This window comes from Yersinia canariae, from assembly GCF_009831415.1.
Lineage (GTDB): Bacteria > Pseudomonadota > Gammaproteobacteria > Enterobacterales > Enterobacteriaceae > Yersinia > Yersinia canariae.
In genome coordinates this window covers 4,114,492-4,136,530 of the sequence record NZ_CP043727.1, presented here as the reverse complement: position 1 = coordinate 4,136,530, position 22,039 = coordinate 4,114,492, and the positions used below count along the sequence as shown (strand labels likewise).

Sequence of the window (22,039 nt, the reverse complement as noted above, 5' to 3'; positions counted from 1 at the left end):
TGGCTAAACGACAGAGTTGCTCGGGGCTCGCCTGTCAGGGTGCGCTCCGGCGATGCGCGCACTTGTATTCGAAATGAAGAGTGACTCCAACAACACACTTCCCCTTGGTTTGGCTTGATGGCGTTATCTGCCGTTTGCTTATTATTAGCCTGTATAAAATATTGTTTCCCCATCTCCCACCATGATTTGCAATCTTTTCCACACTTCTGAGGAAGCCATCTTATCTCTTGCTGGTTTTGCGGTATGATTTATCCCCTTCGTGCTTGAAATTGTAGGGGTGTTAGCTGCGCGCACTTATCCGAATCACTGACTTGAGTAAGCTTGTCGGGGTTCGCTTGCTGGCCACCTACCTGCAATTTCAATGACTTTAGGAGCAGATTTCTTGGGGATATCCAGAAACACAGACAGAGGTTGCTATGAAGCAAATTAGGGTATTAGCCCAGTACTACGTTGATTTAATGGTTAAATTAGGGCTAGTTCGCTTCTCCCTGTTGCTGGCATCTGTGCTGGTGTTGCTCGCCATGGTGGTTCAGATGGCGGTGACATTCGTATTGAGTGGCTCGGTGGAAACCCTCGATCTGGTGCGTTCTATTTTCTTTGGGCTGCTGATAACGCCTTGGGCAGTGTATTTCCTGTCGGTGGTGGTTGAGCAATTGGAAGAGTCGCGCCAGCGCTTATCCCGGTTGGTGGATAAGCTTGAAGTGATGCGTTATCGCGATTTGGAGCTGAATAAGCAACTGACGGAAAACATTGCCCAACTCAACCAAGAAATTGTCGAGCGCGAAAAAGCAGAAAAAGCTCATTTGCAAGTGGTTGATAAACTGAAAGAAGAAATGGGCCACCGCGAGCAGGCGCAAATTGAATTGGGCCAGCAGTCGGCTTTATTGCGCTCTTTTTTGGATGCTTCGCCGGATTTGGTTTATTACCGTAATGAAGACAATGAGTTCTCCGGCTGTAACCGGGCAATGGAACTGCTGACAGGCAAAAGTGAGAAACAGTTGGTCGGCTTGACCCCAAAAGATGTCTATGCGCCGGATATTGCCGAGAAAGTTATGGAAACCGACGAGAAAGTTTTCCGTCACAACGTTTCTCTGACTTATGAGCAGTGGTTGGTGTATCCCGATGGCCGTAAAGCTTGTTTTGAATTGCGAAAAGTGCCGTTTTATGACCGAGTGGGTAAACGACATGGGCTGATGGGGTTTGGGCGCGATATAACTGAGCGTAAGCGCTATCAGGACGCGTTGGAAAATGCCAGCAGGGATAAGACGACTTTCATTTCAACAATCAGCCACGAGCTGCGTACGCCGCTTAATGGCATTGTTGGTCTGAGCCGTATCTTGTTAGACACTGAATTAGACAGCGAACAACTGAAATATCTGAAAACCATTCATGTCAGTGCTATTACTCTCGGGAATATCTTCAACGATATTATTGAGATGGATAAGTTGGAGCGGCGTAAAGTTCAGTTGGATAATCAGCCAATTGATTTTACTGGTTTTATGGCGGATTTAGAGAACCTTTCTGGTTTGTTGGTGCAACCGAAAGGGCTGAAATTCATTATGGAACCGCAGTTACCCTTGCCGGAGAAAGTGATTACCGACGGTACCCGCCTGCGCCAGATTTTATGGAACTTAATCGGCAACGCAGTGAAGTTTACCCAACAAGGTGAAATTGTGGTGCGGGTTCGGCGTGAGAGTAATGACCGCTTGATTTTCGAAGTGGAGGATTCAGGAATGGGGATCCCTGAAGACGAGCAGGACAAGATTTTCGCCATGTATTATCAGGTGAAAGACAGTAATGGTGGCCGCCCGGCAACCGGTACGGGCATTGGGCTGGCGGTGTCTAAACGCCTGGCGCAAAGCATGGGCGGTGATATCACCGTGAACAGTATCCAAGGGAGCGGTTCATGTTTTACCCTGACCATTAAAGCACCTGCCGTGCAGGCCGCGTCCAGCGCGCCATCCGGCGATGAGAACCCGCTCCCAGCTCTTCACATACTGCTGGTGGAAGATATCGAGCTGAATGTCATCGTCGCGCGCTCCGTGTTGGAGAAACTCGGTAACAGTGTTGAGGTGGCGATGAACGGCCATGACGCCCTGGCGATGTTCAAACCAGATGATTTTGATTTAGTGCTGCTGGATATTCAATTGCCTGATATGAGTGGGTTGGATATCGCCCGCCAAATTAGGGCCGATTATGGGCAGCAATCCTTACCGCCATTGGTGGCCTTGACCGCCAACGTGCTTAAAGACAAAAAAGAATATTTAGATGCCGGGATGGATGATGTGCTGAGTAAGCCGTTATCAGTTCCTGCGCTCACGGCCATGATTAAGCAATTCTGGGATCATAAGCCTTCTTCTGCTGGTAAAAAACAGGAACATAAAGTGATGCAAACCCATGAATCGTTACTTGATACTGCCATGCTGGAACAATACATCGATTTGGTTGGCCCGCAATTAATTCATCAAAGTCTGGAAATGTTTGAACAAATGATGCCGAGCTATTTGGCGGTGTTGGATTCAAACATGACGGCGCGGGATCAAAAGGGTATTACGGAAGAAGCACATAAGATTAAAGGGGCGGCCGGCTCTGTTGGCTTGCGCCACATCCAGCAGCTTGCACAGCAAATTCAAACACCAACACTGCCAGCATGGTGGGACAACGTGCAAGATTGGGTCGATGAATTAAAATCAGAATGGCGCAATGATGTTCAGGTGTTACGTGAGTGGGCGGCAGAAGCTGAAAAAAAATAACCCCGACCGAGGCCGGGGTGCGCGAATACTGCGCCAACACCAGGGAAATCGTTAACCTGCGATACCCGTAGTACTTCAAGTTGCATATATGTTGGCTGCCTTCGTTCACCCCAGTGACTTACTTATGTAAGTTATTGGGAATTTACTTAGTTGCCGCCTTTCTGTAACTCGAATTATTTAGGGCATAATAATTTCGATTTCGAATGGATTCGCAGGTTGTAAGGATTCGTCCATACATCATACAAGCAATAACATAGCAAATGTAAGCGCTCTTGTTACAAGATTCATTAAAATATGTGATAGAGATTCGTCTTTGTCACTAGAACGAGTTAAGCAATTGACAGAGTGAGAAAAGGAGAGGTGTGATGAAAACAGTCGGCGTAGTGCTGAGCGGATGTGGTGTTTTCGATGGCACAGAGATACATGAGGCTGTCTTAACTATATTGGCGTTGGATCGTGCTGGAGCACGTGTTGTATTTTTCGCACCAGATAAGCCGCAACTCCATGTTATTAATCATCTTACCGGTGAAGAATCCACCGAGCAGCGGAATGTTTTAGTGGAATCTGCGCGCATTGCCCGTGGCCTAATAAAACCGCTTTCTGTCGCCAATTCAGAGGATTTGGATGCCCTTATTGTCCCTGGTGGCTTTGGGGCAGCGAAGAACCTCAGTGATTTTGCTATTAAGGGTTCTGAATGCGTTATCGATCCAGATTTATATAAGCTAACTCAATCAATGCATAAGGCGAACAAACCAATTGGGTTTATGTGTATTTCTCCCGTTATGTTACCGAAGCTATTAGGTCAACCTGTTCGCCTGACCATTGGTAACGATCCCGATACCATTGAGGCGATTGAAGTTATGGGAGGCGAGCATGTTATTTGCCCTGCTGATGATGTCGTGGTTGATGTTGAAAATAAAGTGGTCACAACACCGGCCTACATGCTGGCAACATCAATTTCTGAAGCAGCAAAAGGAATTGATAAGCTGGTCACGAAGGTGTTGGATTTAACCGAATGATCTCCGCCCGACGTGGATTAAATTGGCTTTGGTATTGGGGAAAACGGGCCGTTATCGGCATTGTTGCTCTGTGGTTGGCCGGTATTTTGATTTTTGCTTTCCTGCCAGTTCCGTTTTCCATGGTCATGATTGAAAGGCAGCTAGGGGCCTGGCTGACCGGCGATTTTTCATACGTTGCGCACTCTGATTGGGTGCCGATGGATGAGATTTCGCCTTATATGGCGCTGGCGGTAATGGCTGCTGAAGATCAAAAATTCCCCGAGCATTGGGGTTTTGATGTCGGCGCTATAGAGTCAGCATTAGCCCATAATCAGCGCAATCAAAACCGTATTCGCGGTGCGTCGACTTTATCGCAACAAACTGCCAAAAATCTGTTCCTGTGGGATGGGCGTAGTTGGCTGCGTAAAGGGCTAGAGGTCGGATTGACCGCCGGCATTGAGCTGGTCTGGACTAAGCGGCGTATCCTGACGGTTTATCTGAATATTGCGGAGTTTGGTAACGGTATTTTTGGTGTAGAAGCGGCTGCTCGTCATTTCTTCAATAAACCGGCCAGTAAACTCAGCGCATCAGAAGCGGCCTTATTGGCAGCTGTTTTGCCTAATCCGCTGCGTTTTAAGGTTAATGCGCCATCAGGTTATGTTATTTCCCGCCAGCAGTGGATTTTACGCCAGATGCGGCAATTGGGGGGGAAAGAGTTTTTGCAGGGAAACGCATTAGATTAATGGCTTGAGGTTAGGGATAGATAAAAAACGGGCTTAGATTGCTCTAGGCCCGTATCAATTTGATTTATCGTGTTATTTATCGTGAAAAAAATTTATTTCACGAGAGTAAACGCGGTCGTGACATGCTTGACGCCACTGACCTGACTGGCTATCTGAGCGGCTGATTGCCCTTCTTGCTGAGTCACCAGACCCAACAGGAATACTTCGCCATTCTCCGTGGTCACTTTCACATTGGAGGATTTAACCGAGTCCGCAGTCAGTAGTTGTGACCGCACTTTGGTGGTAATCCAGGTATCCATTGATGCTGTGGTCAGATCGATTGGTTTACCCAGACGCATCTCGTTATACACTTCTGTCGCGCCATCAACACCGGCCGCAATTTGCTTGGCGCGGTTAGACAGTTCAGCCGTTGGCGATTGCCCAGTCAGCAAAACTTTCCCTTGATAAGCAGTCACGACAAAACGTGTTTGGCTTTTTATCTGCTGATCTTTGCTCAGCGCGTTGACGACTCTGGCCTCAAGTGTGCCATCGTCTACCTGAGTGCCGACAGAGCGAGGGTCTGTGGCAGATTTTGTTGCCACCGCTGCACTGCCAACAACGACAGCACCGACACAACCTTGTAATAGCAGGGCGCTAAATAGCATGGCAAAAATATAACCAACCTTCATTCGTGCTCCTTTAATCGTCCTGATGAGGAAAAAGAGTGTTATCAATTAAGTCACACAAGCAATTCACTGTGAGCATGTGTAATTCTTGAACCCGAGCGCTACGGTGCGAAGGTATGCGGATTTCAACATCCTGCTGACCTAACAGGCCAGCCAGTTCACCACCATCATACCCAGTAAGCGCCACAATGGTCATATCTCGGGTGACTGCCGCTTCGACCGCTTTCACAATATCACGGCTATTACCACGAGTCGAAATCGCGAGCAAAACATCACCCGCATGACCGAGCGCGCGGACCTGTTTGGCATAGACTTCATCATGCAAACGGTCATTGGCAATAGCGGTGAGAACAACATTATCAGCATTTAAAGCAATAGCTGGCAGACTAGGCCGTTCTGTTTCAAAACGGTTTATCATGCTGGCCGCAAAGTGTTGCGCGTTAGCCGCAGAAGTCCCATTACCGCAGCAGAGAATTTTATTGCCGTTGAGCAGTGACTGAACCAATGTCATTGCTGCACGGGATATGGCATCAGGCAGTGCCTCAGCCGCGGCAATCTGGGTTTGAATACTTTCTGTAAAGCAACCTTTGATTCTATCCAGCACGTTGATTTAACCCACTTAATAATATAATAGCCGGCATAAACCGGAGAAAAATCATCAATCCGTATTGAAGGCGTTTGGCAGCCATTCTAACTGACTACCGGTGATGGCAAAAACATCAAAACGGCACGGTGTTGTGGCAAAGCAAGCCCCTCGTTGTGCCAGCCAAATGGCGGCGGCCCGGAGTAGCCGCTGTTGTTTGCTGTAAGTGACGCTGGCAGCAGCGCCACCGAATAGGGCATTGCGACGAAAGCGAACTTCAACAAATACCCAAGTTGCTCCGTCGCGCATGATAAGGTCAATTTCACCGCTTTGATAGGTGACATTTGCCGCCTTAAACACTAAACCAGCCCGTTCGAGATAGACGCGGGCTTGGTTTTCGTAGTGTTTGCCAGTATCCCTTTGGTTCATATTTCCTTCATCCTTGAAGTTGCAGGGGCGTCACCCGAATCATTTTACGCCGCCGGTACTACCATGCCTTGGCGGTATTGCAGCCAAGGTAATTTACGGGTGATAACACAATCGGCTGATGCTGTTAAATCACCGGTGGTGCCGCTGACCTGGAAACCTGGAATTTGGCGCATTTCAGCAAAATGATTCGATAATGTCCATGCATCAATACCCATGGCGTATAAACGCACCAGCGAATAATCGTTGGAATATTTAGCCGCTGCTTGTTGCATTAATGCAGGGTTCGAGCCTGCCATTAATGGGATATCACTAAACTGAATGCCTTCCATCTCCAGGCGGTAGTCCGGTCCTGCACCTGCCTGATAGCTGCGTGAGCTGGCAAACAGCGCAGGTTTGCTGCGAGTACTGGTCGCCATATCAATCATTGGCTTAATCAGTGTCAGCTCAGCAGGGGTTGCAATGATATACACCGCATCAATGTTACCACCGGCAGATGTTGAGACGACCGGTGCATCAACTGGCGGCGCAGGGATAGTCAGGCCAGCAATAGTCACAGATGCGGGTGCCGCAGCCGGTGCGCTTGAAACACTAACCGGCTGGCCAGTTAGGCGGATGCCTGCGCCACTGTTAATAGCTTGTTTCAGTTCAGCCGTGGAGCCGAAGTTTTGCTGTAATACCGTCTGTCCGCCTTGTTTCTGCCACTCTTCTGCAAAAGCTTTGGCGACGCGATCACCAAAGGCACCACGAGGGGTCAGTAACAGCGGCATTCTCTTTTCCTGACTCCATAAATGATGCGCAGCATCGCGGGCTTCATCTTCTGGAGACAGGGCAAAGTAACAGATATTCGGGCTGTTGGTGCTGACTTCTGGCTGATTCAACGCCAGAATATTAAGTGTGCTCGGTGTCGCACTCAGTTGCTCAACTTCCGGTTTCAGCAACGGCCCCACCACTAGTGTGGCGCCATCTTGCTGGGCTTGTGCCAATAGGGCAGCAACCGGCTGAGTGGTGGTGTCGTAGATTTTTACTTGGGCATTGCTGGTGGCAACCGGGGCTGCTACTGGCGCTGGTGTGGCGACATCCGCAACAGGAGCCGCAGTGGCAACATCTGTTGGCGTACTTGCCGCTGTTGCATCTGGTGTTACAGGCGCAGGGGCGTTGACTGGCAAGCCATTCTGGGCGGCAGTAAAACCTTGTTGGATAGCATCGGCAAAGACTTGTGCCGGGCCACTTAATGGCAGTAACAACGCAATTTTCGCCGTAGAAGCCTGGCTGAAATTACTGATTTGCGTTAATGCCGCTGGCAGATTTTTCGCCGCCGGATTTTGTGGGTAACGGTTTTGCCAATCTTTAATAGCAGCTTTCAGCATGTCAGGATCTTGCTTGTTATCCTGATAAACATGCAGTAAATCCAGCCAGCCTTGCAGCACGTTTTCGTCGGCGTTAATCACAATGTTATTCAATTCTTGTGGTGTGAGCTGCGCCAGTGCTTGCCAGGTGCCATCAATATTATCTTGATGCGCTTTGTCTTTTAGCAGGGGTTCTTGAGCAATGAATGCGCGCACCAGTGGCAAGGTAGCTTTACCCTGATTGGCAGCGATTTGTGCTTGATAGAAGCGAACTTGTTGATTTGCTGAGAGTTGTGTTGCATCCAGCTTGCCAAGAATGTCGGCAGCCGCAGGATTGTTTTTCTGGGCAACCAACAGTTCTGCAGTCAGTAATTGCTGTTCCTGGCGCTGTGCGTCACTCAGATTAGCAGGCAAAGTACCAAGCTGTTCTGCTGCCTGAGGGGCTTTCCCTTCGCGTAACAGGGCACGAATGGCAAGTAATTGCCAGTCAGCCTTGTTATCATCACTGCTCTGTTGCAACTGTTGCAGATAATAGTCAGAGTTAGCGCTTGCTTCGTCCTGTATATTGACGGGCGGTGGCGTCTGTGGTGCTCTGCCTGAACAAGCTGCCAGTATCAACGCAGCCAGGACAACAGGGACAAACCCTGCTTTGGAACGAACGAATGTTGAGGAAAGCATACTGTATCCAGTGATGTTTTTTTCAAGATGCTCAATATTAAATCGGTAATTCGGATGAAACAATGAATCAACACGATCGAGCAGTGATTTCTGCATCTACACTTTATGTGGTACCTACCCCAATCGGTAATTTAGGGGATATTACCCACCGGGCGTTAGAGGTACTGAAAAGCGTTGATTTGATTGCGGCAGAAGATACACGTCATACAGGGTTGCTGTTACAGCATTTCGCGATCAACGCCCGCCTGTTTGCACTTCATGACCATAACGAACAACAAAAAGCCGATCATTTACTGGCAAAACTGCAAGAGGGCCAGAGTATTGCGCTGGTTTCAGATGCAGGTACGCCACTTATCAACGATCCGGGCTACCATTTAGTGCGCCGCTGCCGTGAAGCTGGCATCCGCGTCGTGCCATTACCGGGTGCGTGTGCGGCGATTACAGCACTTTCAGCCGCCGGTATTGCCTCAGATCGTTTTTGCTACGAAGGCTTCCTGCCAGCGAAAACCAAAGGACGTAAGGATACTCTGCAAGCGCTGATTGAGGAACCTCGAACACTGATCTTCTACGAATCAACCCATCGCTTGTTGGAAAGTTTACAGGACATGGTAACCGTACTTGGCCCACAACGCTATGTGGTACTGGCCAGAGAGTTGACCAAAACGTGGGAGTCCATCCACGGCGCGCCCGTTGGCGAGTTATTGGCTTGGGTTCAGGAAGTAGAAACCCGCCGCCGTGGTGAAATGGTCTTGATTGTCGAAGGGCATAAAGTACAAGCCGATGATGCAATACCTGCTGCGGCCTTGCGCACTTTAGCGTTGTTGCAAAAAGAGTTACCACTGAAAAAAGCGGCGGCTCTGGCTGCTGAAATTCATGGCGTAAAGAAGAATGCGCTTTATAAGCACGCACTTGAACAGCTAGATGATGTTCAAGTGCAACAGGAAGATGACATTCAATCATAATGCCATTATAATCCGCCGCGGAGTTGACTAGACAGTCGCCGCTTCGCTGCCGTCCCTTTCGGGGGAGACAGGTGAAGGGGAGGAAAGTCCGGGCTCCATAGGGCAGGGTGCCAGGTAACGCCTGGGAGGCGCAAGCCTACGACAAGTGCAACAGAGAGCAAACCGCCGATGGCCCGCGTAAGTGGGATCAGGTAAGGGTGAAAGGGTGCGGTAAGAGCGCACCGCGCGGCTGGCAACAGTTCGTGGCATGGTAAACTCCACCCGGAGCAAGGCCAAATAGGGGTTCACATGGTACGGCCCGTACTGAACCCGGGTAGGCTGCTTGAGCCAGTGAGCGATTGCTGGCCTAGAGGAATGACTGTCCACGACAGAACCCGGCTTACCGGTCAACTCCACTCCTCTTTAAAAACAATGAGTTGGTGTGTTCCGTCTGCATTTCACGTTAAGTGGGATACATGATGGGATACACCAACTTTTGTACTCTTCCTTATACGCTTCGCCGCAACGGTATTTTCTACCTCAACTTCTGTTTATCGGATAACCGCTTTTTTAAGTCCTCTTTAGCTTGTGCTGAGACAGTTAACGCCAAGTGACATTGATGATTATTCACTAGAAGTTCAAACTGAAATCTATGGAGAAGCCCATAGAACCAAATTTGAGGCTAGCGAAGCGTCTGGGAAGCTCGGGTTGTTTTATTGAAGCGCAAAAAGACAAAACCGGGCTTAATTGCCCGGTCTGTTTATTTGTGATTTTTAGTCAGAATTAGAAGTTGTATTTCACCCCTAACATGACGGCGGTGTCACTGTAGCCTTTGTCGCCCAATTGTTGGCCAACATTGCCCCAGACATTCAGTTGCTTGTTCAATTGCCCCTCAACACCCAGTTTCAACTCTCCGATATTTTTCGCGCCGGCCTGCTTTACATCCACCGCGTTCATATTGGTGCCGAAGTCTTTGGTATTGTGGATCCAGTTCGCTTCCACAAACGGCTGGAACTCGCGATCCTTGCCATTATCACTTTCGTGGTGACCTTTCATATAAGAACGCACACCCAGACGGGTCTGAATATTGCCGTCGCCCTGACCGCTCACCTGAGTGCCATTGGCTTCACGGTGCTCGTCTGCCTTCACTCCCATCCAGGTTATCTGCGCTTTGGGCTGGATAAAGTAGCTTTCGTTCTTCGCTTTGTTTTCACCGATTTTGAAGGTGTAGCCACTCTCGACCGAAGCGGTTATCCCTTTCGATTTGTACTCTTCCGTCGCCAGACCTTCGCCCTTCACGGTGTTGTTGAACCAGCTGTATTGCGCCCAACCGTCGACATACAATCCGGATTTGTCTTCATCGTTGGCATACCAGGTGCTGTACACACCGGCGGTGTAGCCATCAACAGAACCGTCTGACTGGTAACCAGATGTCGAGCGCGTATTGCTCTTGCTGTTACCGTAACCGGCCATAACCCCTAAATGTAGGCGATTCAGGTCATTATTGCTCCACTGCGCGATATCGCCGCCCAGTTGCATGACATAGCGGTTACTTTGGGTCTTCAACTGCCCGCTGGTATCACGTGAGCGGTTGTGTCCGCCTTCATTTCGCAACCACATGCTGGTCACTTTCTGCTCGCCGGTCAGTGCGTCGATATATTGAGTTTCCCCTAAACGATCGTGCAGACGGGTGACAAACATGGTGTTAGCTGCCGCGAGGTTAGCCGTGTAACTTCCCGCTTCAGGACGTTTGGTTTCTTCACCTGGATTGACCGGATTTTCTGGATCAACCGGATTCTCTGGGTCAACCGGCAAATTACTCAAGCTGGTCAGATACCAGTTAGTGGCATTTTGCCCTACACCACGAACCAGAGAATAGTCATACGCCCCCGCCACGATACGGCCACTTTTGACAAACTCGCCGTCAGACAAGCCGTTCACTTGGATAAGTTCAATGCCGTTTAGGGTTTGTGCACCGCTGCCACCGAGGTTATCTACCCATACATGCGTATTGCCGCTCGTATTGCCGTTAATCACCAGTTTATCGGTAGGAGAGTTATCATCGTACAGATGGCTGTTGAGCATTAACTTACCGTTGTTACTCGTGTAATCGCCATTAATGGTTAAAGTGCTGAATCCCGAACCTACGCGAGTCGAGGGGGCGACATTCGATGACGATAAAATACCCGGCGCGATTAATCCGGCATTTTCAACATTGCCGTTAATTATACCGCCACCACCCAACATACCTAACTCGGCAATATTAACCTGGCCGCCTAATACATTATTCACAATCAGACGACCACCAGAAATCTCAGTTTTACCGGCAAAGTCACGACTATCACTGGTCAATGTGGTGGTACCTGCCAACTGGTTAATCGTGCCATTACCGTCAATTACCGCAGCCAATATATAGTCGCCGGTGTTATCTGTATGGTTCAGGTTAAGAATACTTTTATCCGCGGTGAACAGCTGAATAGCCGGAGCATCAAGAAAACCTGCGGCATGAGGCGCACTGATTTCAGTACCACCAATATTAATAACGTTTGTGCCGGTACTTGCCAGACTAGAATTATAATCTCCATAGCCCACACCAATCGCCTGACCGACAGAAACTTTACCACCGTCATTAATGGTTAATGCTCCGCTAGCGTTGCCCCGGCCAATAAATAAATTTTCACCGGCATTCCATTCTGAACCTTGCCCGGTCACTAGCACACTATTTTCCACATCATTTTGCTGATCAGCCAGATAAGAAGATGCGGTACTCAGTACATTAACTTTAGCGCCGTTAGACACTGACATTTTGCCTGATGCGGTATTACCAATATAAACATCACCAGTAATATTCAAGGTCGAGCCAATGCCGTCGACCACCACCACTCCACCGCCACGGTTATCACCGTTATATCCGCCAATCAGTAAACTGTAATCATTATATGAACTATGAGCATTTACGGTGCCACCATTGGTAATATTCAGATAGCCTTTGCCATCACCGCCGACGGTAAGATTACCCGCTATATCGATCAATGAGCCCTGACCGTCGACTTCAGCAATACCGGTGGCGCTGAGATGGTCAGCTAAAACTAATCCTCGACTGGCATTTTGCATATACATTTTACCGCCGTCGATAATCTGTAACTCACCGTAGCCGTATAGTCCAACATAAAGAGATGTATTAGCCATAGTTAATGATGCATTATCGCCAGTCACCACTATTTTGCCACTGCCATTAGTTCCACTTGCGCCACCGACAGCAATAACATTAGTACCGACCATCGTTAGATGACCATTATCTGAAATGGTTAATTGAGCATTATTATTGAAGGCGGGTGCCAGTTGAAGCTGAGTAATAATGGATGTGCCATTACTAAGACTTACCGAACCATTATTAATTATCGGCGAATTGGTGGTGTCTGGTATCGTATTTGGCAACCAGTTATTACCCTCAAACCAATTATCAGAGATTGAACCATTCCACGTTCCGGCTAAAGTCGATGAGCTTAGGCTGATTAATAATAATGACAGCGTGATGTTATTTAATTTTAATGTAAGCATTATATTTAATTCTCACTCTGAAAATATATATAAATAGCCGAGCAGGAGAGAAATATTATTTTCCTAAAAGGCTTTAGAGGCTGATAACGTAAATTACCTTCAGTTTATAGTGTTCATATATAATCACGTTATTCAGATATTTAACCTAGAGATCAGTACTTTCCTATTCGTTTCAACAAAAATGGTTTTTATAATAAGGTAACTCGTGCCGACGGTATTATCGTTTTGTTTAGAAATATACTTATCGTCCGTTTCGGTACGAGTGGGCTTCTGACTAGTCTTTTAGCCGAAACGCACCTTCGGCTTATTATCATCCGATTTTTGCAACAGTATCTTTTCAACTAGCTAAGGCTGGAGATAATATTTTATATGAGACACATATGAAATGAGATGCCGCCCAGACTTCTGTAGGAAATTTCAATAAGAAATTGCCTAAGCCTACAAGTCGATTGTATCGAGGTTTTGTGGAAGAACCGATAAATTTTACAAATTTGCTGGTATTACAATGGGTTGCGAGTGTGTGTGTAAGCGCAATTCTCCAGATACCCGCATAGTCCGTCAGTTTTATTAATTCAGTGCCTTTATGATTAACGTAGACCGTGGATCTAATACCGAAGTCACCTAATCGAGCAATAATCATCGAGGTGGTGACAACAGCCTTTAATTTGGCTGGTCAATTCCATTCATTCCATAAAACCCCGCTTCGGCGGGGTTTTTGTTTGTGCTAGCGCTGATAACGCAAGGCGTCGACAAAGAGAGAGAATGCGGTGGTATGCTGCTTGCGGCTGGGGTAGTAAAGGTAGTAACCGGGGAAAGGCTCACACCACTCTTCCAATACTCTCATTAAGTTGCCGCTGGCAATCTCCGCTTTCACTGAATCTTCTGGAACCATGGTCAGGCCAAAGCCAATGACTGCGGCATCAATGCGTTGGCGTAAACTATTGAAAGTTAACTGTCCGTCAACACGTACTTTTAACTCGCGCCCTGCTTTTTCAAACTCCCAAGCATACAGGCCGCCCATTGTTGGCAGGCGCATATTGATACAGCGATGATTTTGCAGGTCGGCTGGTGTGGCAGGAACGCCATATTTAGCCAGATATGAGGGCGAGCCGACCACGGCCATACTCATATCTGGCCCAATCCGTACCGCGACCATATCCTTTGCAACCTGTTCTCCCAGTCTGATCCCCGCATCAAAACGGCCTGCAACAATATCAGTCAAAGTATTATCGACGGTAATTTCTACTTTGATATCAGCATGTTGGGTGAGGAAAGATTTCAGTACCGGCCAGAGCACAGAGTCAACAGCATGCTCGCCAGCGGTGATTCTAATATTTCCCGCAGGGCGCGCCCGCATCTCACTCAGCGCATCCAGCTCGCTCTCAATTTCTGCAAAACGTGGTTCGAGGCTATTTGCCAGCCTTTCACCGGCTTCAGTCGGCGCCACACTGCGGGTGGTGCGGGTCAGTAAGCGAAGCTCAAGCCGCTCCTCTAGCCCCCGGATAGAGTGGCTTAAGGCTGATTGGGAAACCCCCAGTTTTGCTGCGGCTTTGGTAAAGCTACGTTCTCTGGCAACCATTAGAAATGAAATTAAATCGTTAAAATTCTCTTTTAACATTTTGGTTTCCGCTTGTTAGCACTGAGGTTTTCGAGTTTAACTTAATTTATGAGTTGAATTCATATACCCATGCACATTTCCCCCTCTAATACTTCGTATAAGCATTTGCTACCTTTTCTGCAACCGATATTCATTTAGTGAATACCTTGTGGTGGTAAACAATGACAAACAGGAGCAAAGACAATGCAAAAGCGCACACTCGGCCGCAGTAATCTTGAAGTGTCAGTAATGGGCTTAGGCTGCATGGGAATGAGCTTTGGTTATGGCCCGGCAACCGATAAACAGGAAATGATTTCATTACTGCGCAAAGCCGTGAGTCTTGGTGTGACATTTTTTGATACCGCAGAAGTCTATGGGCCATACACCAATGAAGAGTTGTTGGGGGAGGCGCTGGCCCCATTGCGAGATAAAGTGGTGATTGCCACCAAATTTGGTTTTCAGGCGGATCCGAATGGCGGGCCAAGATGGGTGGGTTTAAATAGCCGGCCTGAGCATATCAAGAAGGTTGCAGAGGCCTCTCTCAAGCGCCTAAAAACAGATGTTATTGATCTGTTTTATCAACATCGTGTCGATCCAAATGTGCCTATCGAAGATGTGGCTGGTGCAGTGCAGGATTTAATTAAAGAAGGAAAAGTTAAGCACTTTGGTTTGTCTGAGGCGGGGGCGGCAACTATTCGTCGTGCCCATGCGGTCCAGCCGGTCACCGCGCTACAAAGTGAATATTCTTTGTGGTGGCGAAAACCAGAGCAGGAAATTATCCCAACGCTAGAAGAGTTGGGGATTGGTTTGGTGCCTTACAGCCCGCTGGGTAAAGGTTATCTGACCGGTAAAATGACGGAATCAACTGAGTTTGCCAGTGATGATTTTCGCCGTAGCTTGCCGCGTTTCACCCCAGAGGCATTAAAAGCAAATCAGGGGCTGATAACCTTGATTCAGGATGTAGCACAGCAAAAAGGGGCGACACCGGCGCAAATCGCGCTAGCTTGGTTACTGGCGAAAAAACCGTGGATTGTGCCAATTCCAGGGACACGTAAGCTAAGTCGGCTGGAAGAGAATATCGGCGCTGCCAACCTCGAGTTAACTGCCGAAGATCTTCAGCAAATCGACAGTGCTGCTGCAAAAGTGACATTAATAGGGGAGCGTTACCCCGAAGCGCTGGAAAAACTGACCGGACTTTGATTTGTCACCTAAACACCCTCAGGAATCACGGTGAAATGGCTCGCAGCGTCTACAGTTATGTTGTCCATATTAAGTCCAGCGGCGCTTGCGTCATATTCGAGCCGTCACACGTACCGCCTGGCATACTCATCCATTGGGCCAAACTTGAACAAAGCTGCCGTGGTCAAAAATGATGTCTCCCGGTGCAATGAGTCGCGAGTTGATGGACAGCATCACTGAAGCTGATGTCGCGGCAGGCATTAAGCTATTTTATGACGAAGTATTATTTTGTCCGACGAAACAAGAACTTTGATGAATATCTGCATATTTTTAAACGCTCATAATACCGGAGATACACCATGACAATGAAAGTACTCGGTTATGCTGCCACGTCAGCAAAAGTTCCTCTCGCCCCCTTTGAATTTACCCGTCGCACGCCTCGGCCAGATGATGTGGTGATGGAGGTGCTTTATTGCGGTGTTTGCCATTCAGACTTGCATCAGGCGCGTAATGACTGGGGGTTTAGCACGTATCCTATTGTGCCCGGTCACGAAGTGGTTGGCCGCGTTACGGCGGTAGGTAAGAGTGTCACAAAATTTAACGTCGGCGATTTTGCCGGAATTGGCTGTATGGTGGATTCCTGTCGTCACTGCCAGCCCTGTTTACAGGGATTGGAGCAGTATTGTGAAGAAGGTAATGTGCAAACCTATAATGGCATTGACCGCCATGACCATACCCCAACTTATGGCGGTTACTCGCAAGTTATTGTTGCATCGCAAGATTTTGTATTGAAAATGCCCGCAGGTCTGGATTTGAAAGCCGCTGCGCCGCTGCTGTGCGCTGGCATTACCACCTGGTCACCATTGCGTCATTGGAAAGCGGGTAAAGGCAGTAAAGTGGCGGTAGTGGGTCTGGGGGGGCTAGGCCATATGGCACTAAAACTGGCCAATGCGCTGGGCGCTGAAGTCACACTTTTTACCCGCTCACCCAGCAAAGAGGCTGATGCCCGCCGTTTGGGCGCGCATCACATTGTTTTATCTACCGATGATGCACAAATGGCTGCGGCCAAAGGGCAGTTCGATTTGATTATTGATACAGTGCCTTATGTACATGATATCAATCCGTATATGCCGACATTGAATCTCGATGGCACACTGGTGTTTGTCGGTTTCTTGGGGGATATTAGCCCAATGGTGAGTACATTACCGATGATTTTAGGGCGGCGCTCGGTGGCGGGGTCATGCATTGGCGGTATTGCGGAAACACAGGAAATGTTAGATTTCTGTGCTAAACACGGCATTGCTTCTGATATAGAGATGATTAATATTCAGGACATTAATCATGCCTACGAACGTATGCTGAAAAGTGATGTGAAATACCGCTTTGTGATTGATATGGCGTCATTGAAGCCGTAAGAGATACATGACTGAAAGTGTCATGCCACTGTTAATGTGGCATTTAAACAGTGACCGGGCGAATACCCGGTCATTCTGGTAAATCAATAAGCAATGCCCGCAGTGGCGTTTGTGCTTTAATCACTAAATGCTGTTCTTCCTGCACAAAAGCCCCGTCGCCGCAGGTTAAGCGCTGAGCTTCACTCACTTGCGGGCCTTCCACTTCTACTGTCCCGTGAATAGATTGCAAATAAGCTCTGGGGCCATGCAAATCAATTGTATATTGTTCACCCGCAGCTAAATCCAAATGATGAATCCACACTTGCTGGCGCAACTTCAGACTACCTTGCTCACCGTCGGGGGAAGCCAATAACCTTAATGGTTGGGAACACAGTGACATCCGTTGTGCGGGCTGACTTTCTTGCTCGGGGCAAGCATTGAGCCATAGCTGAATACGGGTTAATGGTTTATCCGGACTCAGATTATGCTCGCTATAGCTGACACCGGGTTGCGTAGAAAATAGCAGCACATCGCCGGTTTTGCCGCGCACATGGTTACCCAGACTATCCCGATATTCGGCTTCACCTTGTAAAATCAGGTTGAGAATATCAACTCGTGGATAAGTTCGCGGCTGGAATGATGCCCCCGGTGCTAATACTTCCTGATTCAACACGCGCAGTGATGCGTAACCTAACAATTTCGGGTCAAAATAGTGGCCGAATGAGAAAGTATACCGAGCCTGTAGCCAACCAAAGTCAGCTTGCCCGCACTGTTTTGCTGTTCTGCATGTGATCATGATTGCTCCTGTGCCCGTCATCTTTCAAGTTGCAAGCACTCAAACACCAATGACTTTGGCATAATTTGTCGACATTAATCTGTAAACAAATGGTAAGCGTCTGGACGCCAGATTGTTAGCCAGTTAATCTGGTCACTATATTCAAATTTCCTGATTGAGAAAATGATGGGAAAAGATCGGGCGCTAACGTTAGAAGCATTGAGAGTGATGGATGCCATTGACCGCCGGGGCAGTTTTGCTGCGGCAGCTGATGAATTGGGGCGGGTGCCCTCGGCGTTGAGCTACACCATGCAAAAGCTTGAAGAAGAACTGGATGTGGTGTTGTTCGACCGTTCCGGGCATCGTACCAAGTTTACCAATGTCGGGCGGATGCTCTTGGATCGCGGGCGAGTGCTGCTGGAAGCGGCCGATAAATTGACTACTGATGCCGAGGCATTGGCGCGGGGTTGGGAAACCCATATCACTATCGTCAGTGAGGCATTATCCCCAGCATGGAAACTGTTCCCGTTGGTTGACCGGTTGGCGCTGAAAGCAAATACCCAAGTGTCTATTTTCACTGAGGTATTAGCAGGGGCATGGGAGCGACTGGAGCAAGGGCGGGCAGATATCGTGATTGCCCCAGATATGCATTTTCGGGCATCTTCGGAAATTAACAGCCGCAAGCTGTACAAAGTCACCAGTGTTTATGTGGCCAGCCCTGACCATCCCATCCATCTGGAGCCAGAGCCGCTGTCAGAGCTAACGCGGGTGAAATACCGGGGCGTCGCAGTAGCTGATACCGCCCGTGAACGGCCGGTTTTGACCGTACAATTGCTGGATAAACAGCAGCGGTTAACTGTTAGCACCATCGAAGATAAGCGGCGGGCGCTGTTGGCCGGTTTGGGTGTGGCGACCATGCCGTATGAAATGGTCGAAAAAGATATCGAAGCAGGGCGCTTACGGGTTGTCGGGCCAGAGTACAGCCGCGAGGCCGATATTATTATGGCCTGGCGGCGCGACAGTATGGGGGAGGCTAAGTCGTGGTGTCTGCGCGAGATCCCCAAACTGTTCGCTAATAAGTAAATGGCTGCTGTGTGTTAACCCGTTAGCTAAGCAAAACGGATATCTCGACCATGTGGCTCCAGCAAATTTTGCTGTGGGCCGATGGAAATAATCCCGTAAGGATTAATCGTGGCGTGGCTGCGGTAATAGTGACTGCGGATATGGGCAAAATCCACTGTTTCGGCAATCCCCGGCATCTGATAAATATCGCGCAGGAAACCATATAGATTAAGGTAATCGCTGATCCGGTGTTTATCACATTTGAAATGAGTGACATACACGGGATCAAACCGCACCAGTGTTGTCCATAAACGCAAATCGGCTTCGGTAAGTTGGCTGCCCGTCAGATAGCGGTGTTTCCCCAAAATCTGTTCCAGTTTTGCCAATGCATCAAACAAGGCGTTAACGGCCTCATCATAGGCAGCTTGCGTGGTGGCAAAACCGGCTTTATACACGCCATTATTGACCTGGTCGTAAACCCATTCATTGATGCCATCAATATCACTGCGTAACGCGGTGGGGTAATAATCACCCGCCCTGGCACCTACGCCATCAAAAGCACTATTGAACATGCGAATGATATCGGCTGATTCATTGCTAACAACAGTTTGCTGTTGTTTGTCCCATAACACCGGGACCGTGACACGCCCGCTATAATTAGGATCAGCACGCAGATAAAGTTGATAAAGATAATCGAGATGATAAAGAGAATCGCCAGTGCTCGCGGGGAAATCATCGCCGAATGTCCAGCCATTCTCTTTCATCAGCGGATGTACCACAGAGACTGAAATCAGTGATTCCAGGCCCTTCAAAGTGCGCATCAGTAAGGTTCGATGTGCCCATGGACAAGCTAAAGAAACATACAAATGGTAACGCTGTGCTTCAGCTTTAAAGCCAGCTTTGCCTTGTGGGCCCGCCTGACCGTCAGCAGTGACCCAGTTGCGAAACTGTGAAGTACTGCGTTTGAAATGGCCACCGGTAGATTTGGTGTCATACCAAACGTCTTTCCAGACGCCATCGACAAGTTGCCCCATTTTATACCCCTCTATAAAAAACACGCCCCATCGAATGATAGGGCGTCGTGAATTAAAATCGCATATTCATTTTTGCTACTGCGCTTACCATTTCTTACCCAGCAGGCGGTCGATACTGAAACCACCCGGGCCAGCAACGGCTAATACAATGTAACCGCCAGCGATGGTCAGGTTTTTCATGAACATCAGTTGGTTAGCCCCTTCTGCAAAGTTCGTGTGGAAGATCAATGCGGTCAGAATAGTAAAACCGGCAGTGAACAGCGCGGTGGTGCGGGTCAGGAAACCAAACAGAATTGCCAGGCCGCCGCCAAACTCTAACAAAATCGTCAGTGGCAGGAAGAAACCAGGGACACCCATTGCTTGCATATATTGTTGGGTACCTGCATAGGCATCACCCATTTTGCCGTAACCGGCAACAATAAACAGAATTGGCATCAGAATGCGTGCTACCAACAGGCCAGTATCTTGTAATTTGTTCATCGACGACTTCTCCAAAAAGTGTTTTGTATTAATGCCCGGCATCTGCTGGCGTTAATTATTAATCAAAAAGTTTATATGTGATTGTTTGCCAATGTCTTTCTGCAAACGCCCTGACTTGATGAGAGAATGTTAATCGAGAAGTTGATAAGTTGTTAGCAAGTAAAACTGTCGTTTTTCATCAAAAAAACTGAAGTGACAGAATATAAAAGCCTGTCTATGGAGAAGTTAAGAGCAGGCATTTGAACAAATATAAGATAATTGCGATGTGCCAGTGCAGCAGAATGGGGGGTTAACGTAAGAAAAAAGTGCTACGAAACAATTGGATAGTACCCCATGCGCTGACCGCTCTTCGTGACCAGCGGATTAACTTACTGGGGTGGCGAATACCGTATAGCGCCACCAAGCTTGAGCCAACCATCAGATATTTTCGCATACTGACGATCTTCACCCAGCCACGGTCATAAGGTGCAGTCACTTCAATCCAATGCGCGGCGCTGTTTGCGAGATCCAGACGTTGTTGCTGGATCTCACGTAACAATGCCGCCTTTTCTTGTGCTAATTGACGGCGACTCAACGCTCTTTCTCCAATAATTCGCGGTCCGTTTCCAATTGCTTGCGAGTTGAGCCCAGCAGTGTGGAATGGCGCGCTTTGGTGAGTGTCCAGATAACACCGATTATCGCCAGCGCTAATAGCACTGCCGTTGTCGACCCCAACGCGATTAAACGATAGGCAGGATCAATAGCCCATATCACTAACACCAGGAGACTCATCAAACCGAAAGCGGTAAGCAGCAGAGTGATCCCCGCCATCATTAGCAACTGAATCAGTGTTGCCTTTTCCTCTTCCAGCTCAATAGCTGCCAGCCGAACACGGGTTTCAACCATGCCAACCACGATGGTGGCGATGCGGTGAACAGTATCTAGGACCCCTTTACCGGGGCCCTGAGTTTGAGGAAGTTCAGCCATAATCAGCGGCGAGACAACAGAACGCCTAGCACCACGCCGACAGCAGCACCAATGCCTACGCCAGCCCAAGGGTTGTCATGGACATAGTTGTCAGCTTTATCAGCAATTTCTTTGGTTTGGGCGGCGATTCTATCGCTAGTTTCGCTCAGACGTTCACGAGTATCTTTCAACGCGCTTTCCGCTTTGGCCCGTAGCTTATCTAACTCAGCTTTTGGCTTATCGGTCGAAGATTGCAGCACTTCTTCCAAAGTATCCGCAAGTGACTTAAGTTCAGCACGTAAATGTTCAGAGGTTTTATCTTGTGGCATGTAATAGCTCCTTAACATAACTGAGGTGAATACCTAATCTAGTGAATTTTTTGCGAACTTGAAAGGTTAATAATCCTAATAAGTCCCCAATAGCCCACCATGTTTGTATTTAAACCCGGAGTTGCTACTTCTGTGCCTGAGCTTGCTTTAACTCAGCTTGAGCTTCCGTTAACTTCTTCTGTTTATTAGCAATTTTCCCAGCATCACCTTTTTGCTGAGCGTCTTTGAGTTCTTGTTTACGCTCAGCAACTTTGCGCTGCTTTTCATTAATTTTTTTCTGCCGCTCGGCTTTCAGACTTTCAACAGTACAATTGCTTTTCACTTCTTTCAAGGCTGTTTCCAGACCTGCGGCGCGGCGAGTGTTGCCATGCTGTTTGGCATAATCAATCTGCTGTTGGATTTCTTTGGCTTTGGTGTCGCATTCATTCGTTTGGGCGACACTGGAAAACGCAATCATCGGTAAAGCCAGCAGAAGAATGGCCCGTAGCGAAAAAACGGTACGTAACAACACAGTACGTAACAACATGGTATTGCTTCCTTTTACAGC

21 protein-coding genes, 1 other RNA gene and 1 pseudogene are annotated in these 22,039 nt (G+C 48.3%); 9 read left to right on the top strand and 14 right to left on the bottom strand.

Annotation, left to right across the window (positions count from 1 at the left end):
• Positions 1 to 416: 416 nt before the first annotated feature.
• The 3 genes from arcB (at position 417) to mtgA (ending at position 4,494) form a co-directional block, all read left to right on the top strand.
• Entirely contained in the window at positions 417 to 2,753 is a 2,337-nt protein-coding gene (gene arcB / locus F0T03_RS18930) for an aerobic respiration two-component sensor histidine kinase ArcB (RefSeq protein WP_145555211.1), read from the top strand.
• 365 nt (positions 2,754 to 3,118) lie between these two features.
• On the top strand, positions 3,119 to 3,772 hold the full coding sequence (elbB, locus tag F0T03_RS18925) for an isoprenoid biosynthesis glyoxalase ElbB (protein ID WP_159680087.1): 654 nt from the start codon (positions 3,119 to 3,121) through the stop codon (positions 3,770 to 3,772).
• Positions 3,769 to 4,494, top strand: coding sequence for a monofunctional biosynthetic peptidoglycan transglycosylase (gene mtgA / locus F0T03_RS18920; protein ID WP_159680085.1), 726 nt, complete (start codon positions 3,769 to 3,771; stop codon positions 4,492 to 4,494). The genes elbB and mtgA overlap by 4 nt, the downstream gene beginning before the upstream one ends.
• A gap of 92 nt (positions 4,495 to 4,586) precedes the next feature.
• Here mtgA and dolP read toward each other — a convergent pair whose 3' ends face one another.
• The 4 genes from dolP to F0T03_RS18900 are packed head-to-tail and all read right to left on the bottom strand — an operon-like array spanning position 4,587 to position 8,195.
• Positions 4,587 to 5,162 carry a division/outer membrane stress-associated lipid-binding lipoprotein gene (gene dolP, locus F0T03_RS18915; RefSeq protein ID WP_145555214.1) on the bottom strand — a complete coding sequence of 192 codons (576 nt, stop codon included), beginning with the start codon at positions 5,160 to 5,162 and terminating at the stop codon, positions 4,587 to 4,589.
• A 10-nt stretch (positions 5,163 to 5,172) separates the two neighbouring features.
• On the bottom strand, positions 5,173 to 5,763 hold the full coding sequence (gene diaA, locus F0T03_RS18910; protein WP_004710884.1) for a DnaA initiator-associating protein DiaA: 591 nt from the start codon (positions 5,761 to 5,763) through the stop codon (positions 5,173 to 5,175).
• Between the two features lie 54 nt (positions 5,764 to 5,817).
• Positions 5,818 to 6,171, bottom strand: coding sequence for a YraN family protein (locus F0T03_RS18905; RefSeq protein ID WP_145555215.1), 354 nt, complete (start codon positions 6,169 to 6,171; stop codon positions 5,818 to 5,820).
• Positions 6,172 to 6,215: 44 nt separating this feature from the next.
• Positions 6,216 to 8,195, bottom strand: coding sequence for a penicillin-binding protein activator (locus F0T03_RS18900; RefSeq protein ID WP_159680083.1), 1,980 nt, complete (start codon positions 8,193 to 8,195; stop codon positions 6,216 to 6,218).
• Between the two features lie 62 nt (positions 8,196 to 8,257).
• On the opposite strand from F0T03_RS18900, the gene rsmI reads away from it, so the two are divergent.
• The gene (gene rsmI / locus F0T03_RS18895) at positions 8,258 to 9,157 is read left to right on the top strand and encodes a 16S rRNA (cytidine(1402)-2'-O)-methyltransferase (protein ID WP_145555217.1); all 900 of its coding nucleotides are present in this window, start codon (positions 8,258 to 8,260) and stop codon (positions 9,155 to 9,157) included.
• Between the two features lie 19 nt (positions 9,158 to 9,176).
• Positions 9,177 to 9,555, top strand: an RNA gene (gene rnpB / locus F0T03_RS18890) — RNase P RNA component class A.
• Positions 9,556 to 9,919: 364 nt separating this feature from the next.
• Here rnpB and F0T03_RS21815 read toward each other — a convergent pair.
• The 3 genes and pseudogenes from F0T03_RS21815 to F0T03_RS18880 form a co-directional block, all read right to left on the bottom strand.
• Positions 9,920 to 12,697 (bottom strand): autotransporter outer membrane beta-barrel domain-containing protein, encoded by a 2,778-nt coding sequence (locus F0T03_RS21815; RefSeq protein WP_281347273.1) that lies wholly within the window; start codon positions 12,695 to 12,697, stop codon positions 9,920 to 9,922.
• A 532-nt stretch (positions 12,698 to 13,229) separates the two neighbouring features.
• Positions 13,230 to 13,358, bottom strand: a pseudogene (locus tag F0T03_RS21765) (PAAR domain-containing protein); the annotation flags it as partial.
• Between the two features lie 63 nt (positions 13,359 to 13,421).
• Positions 13,422 to 14,315, bottom strand: coding sequence for a LysR family transcriptional regulator (locus F0T03_RS18880; RefSeq protein WP_159680081.1), 894 nt, complete (start codon positions 14,313 to 14,315; stop codon positions 13,422 to 13,424).
• 183 nt (positions 14,316 to 14,498) lie between these two features.
• Between F0T03_RS18880 and F0T03_RS18875 the strand changes: the two genes are divergently transcribed.
• The 3 genes from F0T03_RS18875 (at position 14,499) to F0T03_RS18870 (ending at position 16,888) form a co-directional block, all read left to right on the top strand.
• The gene (locus tag F0T03_RS18875; RefSeq protein ID WP_159680079.1) at positions 14,499 to 15,494 is read left to right on the top strand and encodes an aldo/keto reductase; all 996 of its coding nucleotides are present in this window, start codon (positions 14,499 to 14,501) and stop codon (positions 15,492 to 15,494) included.
• A 169-nt stretch (positions 15,495 to 15,663) separates the two neighbouring features.
• Positions 15,664 to 15,786: a hypothetical protein gene (locus F0T03_RS21810; RefSeq protein WP_259275199.1), complete on the top strand. Its 123-nt coding sequence runs from the start codon at positions 15,664 to 15,666 to the stop codon at positions 15,784 to 15,786.
• A gap of 46 nt (positions 15,787 to 15,832) precedes the next feature.
• A complete protein-coding gene (locus F0T03_RS18870; RefSeq protein WP_159680077.1) occupies positions 15,833 to 16,888 on the top strand; it encodes an NAD(P)-dependent alcohol dehydrogenase in 1,056 nt (351 codons plus the stop codon).
• 70 nt (positions 16,889 to 16,958) lie between these two features.
• Here F0T03_RS18870 and F0T03_RS18865 read toward each other — a convergent pair whose 3' ends face one another.
• Positions 16,959 to 17,663, bottom strand: a complete 705-nt coding sequence (locus tag F0T03_RS18865) for a pirin family protein (protein ID WP_145553940.1) — start codon at positions 17,661 to 17,663, stop codon at positions 16,959 to 16,961.
• Positions 17,664 to 17,828: 165 nt separating this feature from the next.
• Here F0T03_RS18865 and F0T03_RS18860 point away from each other — a divergent pair, with 165 nt between their 5' ends.
• Positions 17,829 to 18,725, top strand: a complete 897-nt coding sequence (locus tag F0T03_RS18860; protein ID WP_011817248.1) for a LysR family transcriptional regulator — start codon at positions 17,829 to 17,831, stop codon at positions 18,723 to 18,725.
• Positions 18,726 to 18,751: 26 nt separating this feature from the next.
• Here the strand turns inward: F0T03_RS18860 and F0T03_RS18855 are convergent, their stop codons facing one another.
• From F0T03_RS18855 to F0T03_RS18830, 6 genes are all read right to left on the bottom strand, one after another.
• The gene (locus F0T03_RS18855) at positions 18,752 to 19,738 is read right to left on the bottom strand and encodes a glutathione S-transferase family protein (RefSeq protein ID WP_159680075.1); all 987 of its coding nucleotides are present in this window, start codon (positions 19,736 to 19,738) and stop codon (positions 18,752 to 18,754) included.
• A gap of 84 nt (positions 19,739 to 19,822) precedes the next feature.
• Complete coding sequence (locus tag F0T03_RS18850) at positions 19,823 to 20,218, bottom strand: DoxX family protein (protein ID WP_145553944.1); 396 nt, start codon at positions 20,216 to 20,218, stop codon at positions 19,823 to 19,825.
• Between the two features lie 289 nt (positions 20,219 to 20,507).
• Positions 20,508 to 20,792: a YqjK-like family protein gene (locus F0T03_RS18845; protein WP_145553946.1), complete on the bottom strand. Its 285-nt coding sequence runs from the start codon at positions 20,790 to 20,792 to the stop codon at positions 20,508 to 20,510.
• Entirely contained in the window at positions 20,789 to 21,184 is a 396-nt protein-coding gene (locus F0T03_RS18840; protein ID WP_145553948.1) for a phage holin family protein, read from the bottom strand. Before F0T03_RS18840 ends, F0T03_RS18845 begins: the two co-directional genes overlap by 4 nt.
• Positions 21,185 to 21,186: 2 nt before the next feature.
• Entirely contained in the window at positions 21,187 to 21,492 is a 306-nt protein-coding gene (locus F0T03_RS18835) for an ElaB/YgaM/YqjD family protein (protein WP_145553950.1), read from the bottom strand.
• A 124-nt stretch (positions 21,493 to 21,616) separates the two neighbouring features.
• Positions 21,617 to 22,018, bottom strand: coding sequence for a DUF1090 domain-containing protein (locus F0T03_RS18830; protein ID WP_159680072.1), 402 nt, complete (start codon positions 22,016 to 22,018; stop codon positions 21,617 to 21,619).
• Positions 22,019 to 22,039 lie beyond the last annotated feature (21 nt).